At 58.3% G+C, this 12,486-nt stretch carries 12 protein-coding genes; 2 read left to right on the forward strand and 10 right to left on the reverse strand.

The genetic code is table 11. The features are described 5' to 3' along the window. Window positions 1–53: 53 nt before the first annotated feature. A complete protein-coding gene (plsB, locus tag B3Q33_RS04430; protein WP_272962853.1) occupies window positions 54–2,561 on the forward strand; it encodes a glycerol-3-phosphate 1-O-acyltransferase PlsB in 2,508 nt (835 codons plus the stop codon). Between the two features lie 75 nt (window positions 2,562–2,636). On the opposite strand, the gene B3Q33_RS04435 is transcribed toward plsB, so the two are convergent. The 6 genes from B3Q33_RS04435 to B3Q33_RS04460 form a co-directional block, all read right to left on the reverse strand. After that, window positions 2,637–3,353, reverse strand: coding sequence for an outer membrane protein (locus tag B3Q33_RS04435; protein ID WP_272962852.1), 717 nt, complete (start codon window positions 3,351–3,353; stop codon window positions 2,637–2,639). Window positions 3,354–3,499: 146 nt separating this feature from the next. Further along, a complete protein-coding gene (locus B3Q33_RS04440; protein WP_286827024.1) occupies window positions 3,500–4,258 on the reverse strand; it encodes a class I SAM-dependent methyltransferase in 759 nt (252 codons plus the stop codon). Continuing rightward, a complete protein-coding gene (locus B3Q33_RS04445; protein ID WP_272962850.1) occupies window positions 4,227–5,024 on the reverse strand; it encodes an undecaprenyl-diphosphate phosphatase in 798 nt (265 codons plus the stop codon). The genes B3Q33_RS04440 and B3Q33_RS04445 overlap by 32 nt, the downstream gene beginning before the upstream one ends. Window positions 5,025–5,131: 107 nt before the next feature. Then, entirely contained in the window at window positions 5,132–5,569 is a 438-nt protein-coding gene (locus B3Q33_RS04450; RefSeq protein ID WP_052042436.1) for an acyl-CoA thioesterase, read from the reverse strand. After that, window positions 5,566–6,240, reverse strand: a complete 675-nt coding sequence (tsaB, locus tag B3Q33_RS04455) for a tRNA (adenosine(37)-N6)-threonylcarbamoyltransferase complex dimerization subunit type 1 TsaB (protein WP_272962849.1) — start codon at window positions 6,238–6,240, stop codon at window positions 5,566–5,568. Before tsaB ends, B3Q33_RS04450 begins: the two co-directional genes overlap by 4 nt. Beyond that, a complete protein-coding gene (locus tag B3Q33_RS04460) occupies window positions 6,237–8,192 on the reverse strand; it encodes an ATP-dependent DNA helicase (RefSeq protein WP_272962848.1) in 1,956 nt (651 codons plus the stop codon). Before B3Q33_RS04460 ends, tsaB begins: the two co-directional genes overlap by 4 nt. 142 nt (window positions 8,193–8,334) lie before the next feature. Here B3Q33_RS04460 and B3Q33_RS04465 point away from each other — a divergent pair, with 142 nt between their 5' ends. Then, window positions 8,335–8,889 (forward strand): molybdenum cofactor guanylyltransferase, encoded by a 555-nt coding sequence (locus tag B3Q33_RS04465; protein ID WP_272962847.1) that lies wholly within the window; start codon window positions 8,335–8,337, stop codon window positions 8,887–8,889. A gap of 72 nt (window positions 8,890–8,961) precedes the next feature. Here the strand turns inward: B3Q33_RS04465 and B3Q33_RS04470 are convergent, their stop codons facing one another. From B3Q33_RS04470 to B3Q33_RS04485, 4 genes are all read right to left on the reverse strand, one after another. Continuing rightward, window positions 8,962–9,348 carry an SCP2 sterol-binding domain-containing protein gene (locus B3Q33_RS04470; protein WP_035244687.1) on the reverse strand — a complete coding sequence of 129 codons (387 nt, stop codon included), beginning with the start codon at window positions 9,346–9,348 and terminating at the stop codon, window positions 8,962–8,964. A 195-nt stretch (window positions 9,349–9,543) separates the two neighbouring features. Further along, a complete protein-coding gene (locus tag B3Q33_RS04475; RefSeq protein ID WP_035244688.1) occupies window positions 9,544–10,830 on the reverse strand; it encodes an ammonium transporter in 1,287 nt (428 codons plus the stop codon). Between the two features lie 10 nt (window positions 10,831–10,840). Beyond that, window positions 10,841–11,179, reverse strand: coding sequence for a P-II family nitrogen regulator (locus B3Q33_RS04480; protein WP_035244689.1), 339 nt, complete (start codon window positions 11,177–11,179; stop codon window positions 10,841–10,843). Between the two features lie 340 nt (window positions 11,180–11,519). Beyond that, entirely contained in the window at window positions 11,520–12,389 is an 870-nt protein-coding gene (locus B3Q33_RS04485) for a tetratricopeptide repeat protein (protein ID WP_035244690.1), read from the reverse strand. Window positions 12,390–12,486: the final 97 nt, after the last annotated feature.

Below are 12,486 nucleotides of genomic sequence, written 5' to 3' on the forward strand. Positions count from 1 at the left end.
CCTGCCCGGGGCTTTCGCTACACTTGCGGCACACTAGTTAACTGAATCCGACTATGACACCTTGGCTTGGCCTGGATCGCCTGGGCTTCTTCCTGATCCGCATTTTCCTGCGTTTGTGCACACGTGCTAACGCGCTGCCTTCCAACCCTGACGAACTGCAACTTGCCCCCAATACCCCGGTGGTTTATGTGCTGCGTGACCGCTCAGCCGCCGATGCAGCAGCAGCGGATCAATCCGCACGACAATTGGGCCTTGCATCTGCATTGCATGGGTTAACGCTGGGCAAAAGCCACCTGAGCCATAGTTACTTCCAGCTGTACCGGCGCAAATTCAGTAATGGCCGGCAGCGAACCCCCGTGTCACCGCCACGGCTGGAAAAACTGGTCAGCGCACTACGCGCCAATCCCGAGGCCGATGTACAGCTGGTGCCGGTATCGGTGTTCTGGGGCCGCCGTCCGGAAAAGGAAAGTTCCCTGTGGCGCATTCTGTTTTCCGACAACTGGTCGCCGGCGGGTTTCATCAAGAAATTCTTTATCATCGTCACCCAAGGCCGGCAGTTGTACGTCCATTTCAGCAAGCCAATGTCCCTGCGCACCCTGGTGGATCAGTGCCCCACGGACGAACAGACCGTGCGCAAGGCTTCCCGCATTCTGCGTGTGCATTTTCGCCGTCAGCAGGAAGCCGCCATCGGCCCGGATCTGTCTCACCGTCGCACTCTCACCAATACCGTGGTGGACTCCATCCCCGTACAGGAAGCCATCCGCGCAGAGGCCCAGCGCCAGGAAACCAGTATCGAGAAGATGGAAGCCAAGGCTCGCCATTACGCCATGGAAATCGCCGCGGATTACTCCCATACAGTCATTCGCTCTCTGGAGTTGTTTCTGAACTGGGTCTGGAACCGGCTTTATGCCGGGGTCAGGTTATACAACATGGACAACCTGACCAAGGTAGCCGGTGATCACGAAGTGATCTATGTGCCCTGCCACCGCAGTCATATTGACTACCTGCTGCTGTCATTTGTGGTATTCCGCAATGGCCTGGTGCCCCCGCACATCGCCGCCGGCATCAACCTGAATATGCCCATCGTCGGGACTATCCTGCGACGGGGCGGTGCTTTCTTCATGCGCCGCAGCTTTCGTGACAACCCCCTGTACGCCACCGTTTTCAGCGAGTATCTGCACACCATCACCGTACGTGGTTACTCCATCGAGTACTTCGTGGAAGGTGGGCGCAGCCGTAGCGGCCGAATGTTGAAGCCGCGCACCGGTATGCTCGCCATGACCCTGCGCAGCTTTCTGCGTGATGCCCGCAAGCCGATTGCCTTTGTGCCGGTTTATGTGGGCTATGAGAAAGTGATCGAATCAGGCTCCTATATCGGCGAGCTGCACGGCAAGAAAAAGCAGAAGGAATCTGTCGGCGGGCTGATGAAATCCCTGGCGGTGCTGCGCAGTCACTTCGGTCAGGTGCATGTGAATTTCGGTGAGCCCATCAAGCTGGTGGACTTCCTCGACGAGCATCACACCGCCTGGCGCAGCGAAGACCTGGCTGCCGATGAAAGCCCAGCCTGGTTCAAGCATGTGGTCAATGAACTCGGACAGGAAGTGGTGGAATCCATCAATGCCGCCGCCGTCGCCAACCCGATCAACCTGCTCAGCCTGGCCCTGCTCGCGTCGCCCAAACACACCATGGATGTGGCCCAGTTACGCCAGCAGCTGAACCTCTACATCGCCCTGCTCAAACAGGCTCCCTACAGTGACAGCGCCTCCATCGCCACGGATGATGCTTCAGCCATCATCCAGTATGGGCTGGACAACGAGTTCCTGGAGCGCATCGAGCACAAGCTCGGCGATGTGGTCACCACCGATGAAAAAACGGCCCTGCAGATGGCCTATGTCCGCAACAACAGCCTGCACCTGTTTATTCTCCCCGGTCTGATCTGCTCGCTGGTGATGAACGCTCGCTCTATCAGCATTGACACCCTGCAGAGCATGGTGCATTTGCTCTACCCCTTCCTGCGCAATGAATACTATCTCCACTGGCAGGATGGCGACGACCTGTCCCGGGCGGTCAGCAAGACGGTGGATGTGCTGGAGAAGGAACAGCTGATCAGCCGCGAAGACCATTGTCTGCACGGCGCCCCTATCCACACCCATGAATCCGACATGCTGGACCATCTAGGCCAGACGGTCATGCCGTCTCTGGAGCGTTACTATCTGACCATTCGCCTGCTGGTTCAGTACGGCTCAGGCATGCTCACCGCCGACCAGCTGGGGGAACTGGCTCACCAGACCGCGCAACGACTGTCGCTGCTCTACGAGTTCAACTCTCCAGAATTTTTCGACAAGGTGGTGCTGAAAAACTTTATCAGCCAGTTGTACGGTACCGGCCTGGTCACCACGAACGATGCCGGCGCCCTGGTGTTTGACGAGAAACTGGAATCGCTTGACGATGAAGCCCGCCGTATCCTCAGCCCGGATATCAGCGACGCCATTCAACGGGTGACGCGGGTGACAGACATTGAGCACCTGGTGGAGCCGGTCTCCTCTGCCTCTGCTTCCTGAGACCGGCAACCGTAGCCGACAAAAAAATACCCGCCAAATGGCGGGTATTTTTATTTCCGGGCACACAGCCAACCGCTAGATGGCAATGGAAATACCCAGGCTGTAGTTGATGCTCTCCAGATCCATTTCCAGTTCCCGGGACAGTGCCACCGTACCGCCAACCCCATTGGCCGTATCACCACTTTCCACGGTACCGGCATCCACATAGAAAATGGAGAAATCCACGGAGGCCGCATCACTGAGCCAGTAGGCAACACCCCCACCAAATTTGAAGGCAAATTCGGTGCTGCCACCGTCTTCAATGGTTGCAGATGCGCCACTAACGAAAACGGTCATATCCTCCAGTTCGTTATCGGCAAGACCGATACCCGCCCCTACATAGGGGTCAAAGGCCCCGGTGCCACGGTCATTCATGAAGTGGTAGTAGCCATTGATCATGAGAAGATGACTGGTGGTCTTGGCCTCGAACGTCCCCGCCTCTGAAGCCCCGCCGGAGCTGACGGTAACGCCATCGTCTTCCTTGGACGCCAGAGAGAAATCCAGTGCAACTTCTGCGCGCAAGTTGGGGGAAAGCCAGGTACCACCTGCTACGCTAAGATAATCCGTACCACCCGGATCGTACCCATCGATGGCCAGAGTCTCGTCTGAAGGACTCGCAACCGTAAAATCCATATCTTGTTCATCGTAATCGGCAAGGCTATAGGCAAACCGCAGGTAGTTATCGGCCATGGCAGATGCCGGCAAAACCAGAGGCAATGCCGCAGTCAACGCAAGCAAACGGAAGGTATTCATTATCTTATCCTCATGCTTAAAGTGTCATTCCTTAACACCAACACATCAGGTGCACCTTTGACGCTATCAAAGCGACATCATTGTGTCTATTTTATGATCAATTCATGAATGCGTTACAGGATGGACTAGTTGCTCAGCGATTCGGGCTACTCATAGACATCAAAACGAATAGCCTTGCCGGCAATCTGATGATGAGGGCTGCGTTTTGCCAGCGGTTCAGCCTTGCCGGGCCGTTTGACCACCACCCGATGCGGATCAAGACCAAGCGCCCATTCCAGCAACGCCGCTTCTTCGTTCTGATCGGGATAGGCTGCCAATTGCTGAAGCCATTGCAGGTCTTTTTTTACCGCCGCCCTTTTGTCCCGCGATGGAAACATGGGATCAAGATAGACCGCATGTAGCGGCGGCAAGGTGTGCGCGCCAGCATCCGCGCAGGGTAGCAACTGCATGGCGGCAGCGAGCTCTGCAGGCGCCCGCCGCAAGCCATCAGCCAGCATGGCATGGAGAATCGGCGAGCGTTCCGCCAGCAATACCGGAAACCCGGCCATGGCGATCAGGGCCGCATCCCGGCCCAGGCCAGCGGTGGCATCCAGAACAGTAAAGGTTTCTTCCCGGGGTTTTCCCAGCGCCTTGATCAACCGCTCGTGGCGGACCCGCTCCGCCGTCAGTCGGTAGCCCTGTTTGCCATCATTGAAGCTGACGCTCAAGGGAGTTTCCCGCCCTTGCGGTCGCCACAGGCTGAGGCGCTCCTCATGCCAGCCCAGCACCAGCGGCAGGGCCAGTTCCACCGCTCTGTCTGCCTCTTCTACCGGCGTACCGGGAAGCCCGTCAGGGCACCCGGGTAACAGACCCAGCACCGTAGCCAGCATGGAATCAGGCCAGCCACGCCAGTAGCGCAACGCCAAGAACCAGGCGGTACACCACAAACGGCAGCATGCCGATGCGCTCAAGCAGACGAATGAAGAACACAATGGTCAGATACGCCGTAATCGCACTGACCACCGCACCCAGGGCCATCAGTCCCCAGTCCACCGCTACCTGCTGCTCGACAAGATCCTTTGTCTTGAGCAATCCCGCACCAAGAATGACTGGAATGGAAAGCAGAAAGGAAAAGCGGGCAGCGTCCTCGCGCTTGTAACCCAGCGCCAGTGCCGCCGTGATGGTAATACCGCTACGGGAGGTACCGGGAATCAGTGCCAGAGCCTGGGCCAGGCCGATAAAAATGGCGCCGATCACACCCAATCGCACCAGACTGAACTGGCGCTTGCCGAACGCATCGGCAGCCCACAGCAACGCGCCAAACACCAGGGTAGTAACGGCAATCACCAGTGCAGAACGCAACTCCCGTTCAATCCAGTCATCACCAAGAAAGCCGAACACCACCGCAGGAATGATAGCCAACACCACCAGCAGTCCCAGTTTCAGGTCGTCGTTCATGGTGCGCTGGGTCACCGCTTTGCCGGCACCGCCGACCATGGCAAAAAGATCCCGGCGGTAGTAGGCCATCACCGCCATCAGGGTGCCCAGGTGAACGGCCACATCAAAGGCCAGCCCCTGATCGGGCCAGCCCAGTACCTGAGACGGCAGAATCAGATGGGCAGAACTGGAAATGGGAAGAAACTCGGTAAGTCCCTGTATCAGGGCAAGCACCAGGGCCTGGAACCAATCCATGGAATGTCCTTATTGAATGGAACGTCAGTAACGGGAACGAGTTGCGAGGGGCGATAATCAAGACGGGTGAAGCGCTTTGAAGCGCGATTCCCGTCTATCGCAACGTTTTACTCTTCTGTGGCGGTGATTTTGTAACCCTGCAAAAATTCCGGGGGCATGCGGCGGGGCTTACCGGAATCCAGTGCCACACACACCCAACGGGTGCGGCCGCGCAGCAGGGTTCGCCCGTCTGATTCGCGAACAATCTGGTAACGGCGCGTGATACTGATGCGCTGGTCGTTTTCCACGATCCAGGTACCGATCTTCAGGTGTTCACCTTCAAAGGCCGGCGCCAGGTAATCCACTTCGGTATGCCGGGCCACCATGCCCCGGTTGAGCTTCTGGTACAGATCCCAGCCCAACCCAAGGCTGGCGGTATGATCCCAGGCAATTTTCTCCATGAAACGCAGATATTCGGTGTTGTTCACATGCCCCATCACGTCGATGGCTTCGGCCGGCACAGTCACCGCCAGTTCATGGACATTGGGAAGGTCCCAGTTGATCATCGTACAGCTCCCTGAATTACCTGATCACGAAGATAGACCGGCTGCGCCAGTTCTGCACTGACACCCTGCCCGCGCTGGAAACCGGATAATGCCAGCTGCGCCACCGCTTTCGCATGAGGATGCACGTCAGCCTCACAGTGACTTGCGCCATAGGCCTGGCAAAGGGCCTCACGATAGACCAGCCCGGAGCCGATAATCATCCAGTCTTTTTGTGGCAGAGATGGCAAAGTATCCGGGTGAAACAGGCCGTCGTCGAACACGGTTCTGGCAACGCTATCCTCACAGGCATAGGCGCCCAGATAGACCTCTCCCATACGCGCATCGAACACCGCGATCACATCCCGGTGTGGCGTCGTCTCCTGGGCGCTGAGTGCACAGGCCGCCAGAGTAGACACCCCGATCACCGGCAAGTCCGCCGCAAAGGCCAGCCCCTGGGTAACCGCAGCCGCGACCCGCACACCGGTAAAGGCACCGGGACCATGGCCAAAGGCAATGCCGTCCAGCTGGCGAAGCGACAGTTGCGCTTCCGCCAGCAGTGCTTCCACCATCGGCAGCACCCGTTCGGTTTGACGACGTGGCGCCTGCTCGAAATATTCGAGCACCTCGTCGCCATCCATGATGGCCACCGAACAGGTTTCACCGGCGGTTTCCAGAGCCAGAATTCGTGTCATGATTCAATCTGTTCCGTTGTCTGCCCTTCTTGCTGCCGGGCCAGGTAATCGAAAAACCGTTGTACCACGTCCAGCTTCCGGGTGCGGGTCATGTTGGGCAGACTGTTCACAAAGAGTTTTCCGTAGCTGCGCGTCAGCAGCCGGGGATCCGCCACCACCAACAGGCCGGTATCCTTGGGATCACGAATCAGTCGGCCGGCACCCTGGCGCAATGCCAGCACCGCCTGGGGCAACTGATAATCGCGGAAGGCATTGCCACCATTGCGATTGATATGTTCAATGCGTGCCGCCGCCACCGGGTCACCCGGCGAGCCGAACGGCAGTTTATCAATAATCACGCAACTGAGTGCCTCACCACGCACATCAATGCCTTCCCAGAAACTGCTGGTGCCTAACAGCACCGCGTTACCTTTTTCCCGGAAGCTGTCCAGTAACTCCCGTCGACCGGACTCCCCTTGCACCAGCAACGGATAGTCCAGACGGGGGCGTAGCAACTGGGCCGCTTCCCGTAATGCTCTGTGACTGGTGAAAAGGAAAAAAGTGCGACCCTTGGCGGCATTGATGACCGGCACCATGGCATCGCAAAGCGCCGCGGTATAGCCGGGATCGTTCGGCGCCGGCAGGCCGTCAGGGGCATAAAACACCGCCTGGCGTTTGAAATCGAACGGGCTTTCCAGCCGCAGGGTGGTAGCCGCGTCCATGCCAAGGCGCTTCTGGATATGCTCAAAGCGCCCGCCCACAGACAGGGTCGCCGAGGTAAGCACCCAGCTGCACGGCTGACGCTCGCGCTGGGCACGCAGCTGGGCTGCCACGGACAGGGGCGTACTGTGCAGCACCACAGTCCGTTTGAAGGTTTCAAACCAGTACACTCGGTTGGGTTGTTCCCCTTTCAGGTAGGCCGCCAGGCAGTCCACTTGCTCGCTGGCACGACGGGCACAGGCCTCCATTCCCCGGCTGGCCTTGGCCAGGGGGCCAAGGAACATTTCCAGATCGCGCAGGGCCGTTAGCAGGGTCTCGCCCGCTTCGATGACAGTCTCTTTCTCCGCCACCTCGGACCAGGGCTCCCGACGCTCGCCGTCGCCCAGGCTCAGGCGCAGATCCAGGCAGCCCTTCTCCACCGCTGCGATCAACTGGTTCAGGCGCGCCAGGTCGGCAGCGGTCTGTCCGGCTTCAGACAAACTATCACGACCCAGTTCCTGGACCTGCCGGGTGCTAAGGGTATCGCCGAAAAACGCGGCAGCGATTTCCGGTAGCTGATGCGCCTCGTCGAAGATCACCGTATTGGCACTGGGCAGCAGTTCCGAGGCCGAGCCGTTACCGCGCAAGGCCGCATCGGCAAAGAAAAGATGATGATTGACCACCACCAGGTCCGCTTCCTGGGCTTCCTTGCGGGCCTTCATCAGCGGGCATTCCTGATAGTTGGGGCAATCTGTGCCGAGACAGTTGTCGGCAGTACTGGTTACCCAGGGCCATACCGGCGCGTCTTCGGGAATCTGTTGCAGCTCGGCGATGTCACCGGTTTTGGTACGACCAGCCCAATGGGCGACGATCTGCAACTGCTCGGCGGTTTCCCGAGTCAGAAAACGGGCCTCTTCCTGATGCAGGGTCATCCGGTAGGGACAGAGATAATTGGCGCGCCCTTTCAACAGCGCCACCTTGCGCGGCAGCCCCAGAGCTTTCTTGACCAGCGGCACATCCTTGAAAAAAAGCTGATCTTGCAAACTCTTGGTGCCGGTGGACACCAGTGTCGGCCCCTCCGACAACAGGGCCGGCACCAGGTACGCCAGGGTCTTGCCGGTACCGGTTTCCGCTTCGACCATCAGGGTGCCACCGGTGCCGATCACCGCATCCACTGCGTCCGCCATGGCCAGTTGCGGTTCACGGGGCTGATAGCCCGGCAAAAGCGGCGCAAAGCGCGTCAGATCGGTAAGATGGTTACGGGCGCTGGTCACACGATGTCCTGAGGATGACAGAAAGGAAGCAAGCCACAGAGCATAGCATTAGACGCCACAAGCAGCACGCCTCACGCAACGCGGAAAACCCGTCAACGGACGGTTTCTGTGCTCAGGCATCCCACACCAACGGAGGCACCCCATGGACTACACCCTGATCATTCTGGCTGGCGGCCAGGGAAAACGGGTCGGCGGCGCCGACAAGGGATTAGTGGAGCTGGATGGCAAGCCGCTGATCGCTCACCTGCTGGATCACGTGGCACCCTCCCCGACCCGTATCGTAATCAGTGCCAACCGGAATCAGGCCACCTACCGGCATTGGGCCGACCAGGTGGTCAGTGATGAACGTGACGGGTTTCAGGGGCCCATGGCCGGCCTGGAAGCAGCACTGAATGCCAGCCAGGGGCTCTGCCTGTGCCTGCCCTGCGATCTGGTGAAGGCTCCCGCCTCACTGCCCGGCGACCTGCTGAAAAAAGCCGGGCCGGAGCACATCTGCGTGGCCAAGGATCCGATCCGCCGCCAACCTCTTTGCCTGGCGTTGCATGCGGAGCACTGGCGGGACTCCCTGCACACCTATCTGGATAGTGGTGGCCGCAGCGCCTACGGCTGGCTGGATCAGGTATCGGTTCACCTGGTGGCCGTGGCCACGCCTCTGCAAAATCTGAATCACGCGGAACGTCACACGTCTGATGTCTGACGCTAGAAACAACAATGCCCGCACAAGGCGGGCATTGGGGAAAGACTCCAGATAAACGACAGTGTCGTTATATCAGGCAGTCACTTCCTGGATCTGCTTCATCAGGGCAACCTGGTCAGCAGAAGGCTGGGCGGTTTGCAGCGCCATCAGCTTGCTCATGTCGCCTTCGATACGGATCTGGCCACTCATGAAGCCCTGCATACCGGCGGACTGGTCACCTTCGATGAAGATACGCTTGGCCAGATCAGCCGGCAGGATCATGGTAGTCGGCGCGTCAGCGTGATGACCTTCTTCGATCATGCCACCGACCAACGCCATCTCCTTGTCGCCACCATCGCCGGACACAGTGATGTTGATTACCAGATCTGCCAGGGCAGCCGGAGTTTCCACATCACCGGCACCGTCACGGATCTCTTTTACTTTCGCAAACCACTCGTCAGACAAAAATTCCAGGCTCATTCTTATATCTCCTTAACCTATCGTTGTGGCTTCGACACCCCGTGTAATCAGGCATCACCATTCAAACAAGCGTTCGAAACTTACCCGTACCTTATAGAAAGGCCCAGAGGGTGGCAATAGCCGTACAAGCGTCTATCGGGGACAAAAAAACCCGGCGCAAGGCCGGGCTTTTGGGTCGTTGTCATGCAGTGGTAATCAGAGGTCGTAACCACGCTCTTCGTGCAGGGCAATATCCAGACCCTGGGTTTCTTCGTCGCTGTCCACACGCAGCTCCGAGAACAACCCAACCAGCTTGAGCAACACCCAGGTCACCACAGCGGTATAAACGAACGTGGCCACCACGCCCAATGCCTGTACCCCGAACTGATCCAGCATGGTGAATTCCGGCTTGGCAAAACCGTAACCGGAGAACAGCCCCAGTTCCGTGGACGCAAAGATACCGGCAAACAGGGTACCGAGAATGCCGCCTACACCGTGCACCGGGAACACGTCCAGGGAATCATCGATCTTCAGCTTGTGCTTGATGAAGATGACCGAGTAGAAACAGATCACACCTGCAGACAGACCAATCACCAGCGCTGCTGCCGGCCCGACAAAACCGGATGCCGGGGTAATGGTACCCAGACCCGCCACCATGCCGGTGGCGATGCCCAGTGCCGAGGGCTTGCCGAACTTCTTCCACTCCATGGTGATCCAGGCCAGAGAGCCTGCCGCCGCGGAAATGTGCGTGACCAGCATGGCCATGGCAGCGTCGCCGCCGGCGGCCAGTGCAGAGCCACCGTTGAAACCGAACCAGCCCACCCACAGCATGCCGGCACCGGTCACGGTCATGGTCATGTTATGCGGCATCATGCCTTGCCCGGGAAAACCCTTTCGGCCACCCAGCACCAGTGCCGCCACCAGCGCCGCCACACCGGCAGTGATGTGCACCACGGTGCCGCCAGCAAAGTCATACAGACCTAGGTCAGCCAGCCAGCCGCCGCCCCACACCCAGTGGCAGACGGGCACATACACACCCAGCAGCCAGAGCACGGAGAACGCCAGCATGGGTCCGAAACGCATGCGCTCGGCAAAAGCACCCACGATCAGCGCAGGAGTAATAATGGCAAAAGTCATCTGGAACAGGCCGTGCAGGCTTTTCGGCAGCGTGCCTTCCAGAGTGTCTTTACTGATACCGGCAAAGAACGCGTGATCAAGACCACCGATCCAGGCATTCATGCTGCCGCCATCGGAGAACGCCAGCGAGTAACCACAGATCAGCCATACCAGCGATACCGCACAGGTAATGGCAAAACACTGCATCAACACGGATAGTACGTTTTTACTCCGCACCAGGCCGCCATAGAACAGGCTCAGGCCGGGAATGGTCATGAACAGCACCAGCGCGGTGGCCGTCAGAATCCAGGCGGTGTCGCCGGTATCCAGGCCATCGGCCAGGGCCAGGGATGGAAGCATTAACAGTACAGCAAGCAGTTTTTTCATCATCGCCCCCTTAAATAGCTTCGTTGCCGGTTTCACCGGTGCGGATACGAATTACCTGCTCCAGATCGCTGACGAAGATCTTGCCGTCACCAATCTTGCCGGTGCCCGCCGCCTTCATGATCGCTTCGATGGCCTGATCCAGGTCCTCTTCACGCACCGCCAGTTCCAGCTTTACCTTGGGCACGAAATCGACCACGTACTCGGCCCCCCGGTACAGCTCCGTATGGCCCTTCTGGCGACCAAAGCCTTTGACTTCAGTAATGGTCATGCCCTGCACCCCGACCTGGGCCAGCGCATCGCGGACTTCGTCCGCTTTGAACGGCTTGATCACCGCTGTCAGCATTTTCATGGTTGTCTCCTGATCCACGTGCATCTCTGATGCACCAACACAATACGTGCCGAAAAGTTTGCACCGGCATAGGGCATACAAGAATCAGGCCAGTAATATTACTTTTTAATTTCAGTTACTTGGCCGCATTACACCCCAAATGTGCACCACAATAGAACCGTTGCACCACGCAGATGCACAGATTTAATGCATTAAAGCATTCCAGGATGATGCAGCGAGGGAAAATTCAGAAAAAGCAGCAAAGCAATATGCACCAGCAAGACGCAGCGCATCGACATACGAAGGGATTAAGGAAGGAAATACCACGCTTTCCCCAGCCTGGGGAAAGCGTGGCGGCAGATCAATACAGGTAATTGAACATTTTGCGACGGTATTCGCTGGCCAGCGGGTCACCCTTGGGCAGGCATTCGAATACTTCCAGCAGCGCGCTGCGGGCAATACCATCGCGGAAATCCCGGTGCTCACTCAACAGTTGCAGCAACGCCTCCAGGCCAGCCTGGAACTGGCCGGCTGCCGCGGCCTGCAAACCAAAGGCATAGAGATCTTCCGGGTTCGGCTCATCGCTGATGCGTTGACGCAGCTCCGCCAGAGAACGGCTCTCGCCCTCCAGTTTTTCCAGCAGGGCAAAGCGGGCACGGAACGGCCGTAATGGCTCCACGTCCTCGGTGACCTCCGCCAGCACCGACTGGGCCTCGTCCAAACGTCCTTCACCCAACAAGAACTCCACCAGCATGGCCCGGATCGCGTGCTTGTCCGGGCTCTGCTGCAAGGTCTGGCGTAGTGCAGCTTCCGCCTGCTCACCATGGCCGGCGTCGATGGCCATACGGATCTGCTCGATAAACCCTTCTTCCTGCTGTTGCTCGGCAGCTTCCGGGTCCACCACCGGGGCCAGCCACTGGCGCAACGCCCCTTCTGTCTGGGCACCATCCAGCTCGCTGACCAATTGCCCCTGATACACCAGTTTCAGGCTGGGCAGGCTGCGCACCCCGAACTGGCTTGCCAGCATTTGCTGCTCATCCGCATTGACCTTGGCCAGGATCACCTTGCCCTGGTACTCATTGACCAGGCGCTCCAGTATCGGTGCCATCTGTTGGCAGGGCTGACACCAGCTGGCCCAGAAATCCACAATCACCGGCACCTGCCGGGACTGCTCAAGAATTTGCTGAATGTTCTGTTCAGTTGCTTCAATGATGTAGTTGTTCGGTTGCAACGCCTTGCTCCTGAAAGCCCTAAAACTGTGACAATTGTAAGGTATGACCGCCATTAAATCCGGTTAAATCCTGTGCAACTGATCACTTTCACGGGTT

Origin of the sequence: Alcanivorax sp. UBA3183 (genome assembly GCF_002364155.1) — a bacterium.
Classification (GTDB): domain Bacteria; phylum Pseudomonadota; class Gammaproteobacteria; order Pseudomonadales; family Alcanivoracaceae; genus Alcanivorax; species Alcanivorax jadensis.

Bases quoted from the DNA above. Each gene is read 5' to 3' on its own strand.
- plsB (WP_272962853.1), top strand. From the start codon at position 54: ATGACACCTTGGCTTGGCCTGGATCGCCTGGGCTTCTTCCTGATCCGC.
- B3Q33_RS04435 (WP_272962852.1), bottom strand. From the start codon at position 3,353: ATGAATACCTTCCGTTTGCTTGCGTTGACTGCGGCATTGCCTCTGGTT.
- B3Q33_RS04445 (WP_272962850.1), bottom strand. From the start codon at position 5,024: ATGGATTGGTTCCAGGCCCTGGTGCTTGCCCTGATACAGGGACTTACC.
- B3Q33_RS04450 (WP_052042436.1), bottom strand. From the start codon at position 5,569: ATGATCAACTGGGACCTTCCCAATGTCCATGAACTGGCGGTGACTGTG.
- tsaB (WP_272962849.1), bottom strand. From the start codon at position 6,240: ATGACACGAATTCTGGCTCTGGAAACCGCCGGTGAAACCTGTTCGGTG.
- B3Q33_RS04465 (WP_272962847.1), top strand. From the start codon at position 8,335: ATGGACTACACCCTGATCATTCTGGCTGGCGGCCAGGGAAAACGGGTC.
- B3Q33_RS04470 (WP_035244687.1), bottom strand. From the start codon at position 9,348: ATGAGCCTGGAATTTTTGTCTGACGAGTGGTTTGCGAAAGTAAAAGAG.
- B3Q33_RS04475 (WP_035244688.1), bottom strand. From the start codon at position 10,830: ATGAAAAAACTGCTTGCTGTACTGTTAATGCTTCCATCCCTGGCCCTG.
- B3Q33_RS04480 (WP_035244689.1), bottom strand. From the start codon at position 11,179: ATGAAAATGCTGACAGCGGTGATCAAGCCGTTCAAAGCGGACGAAGTC.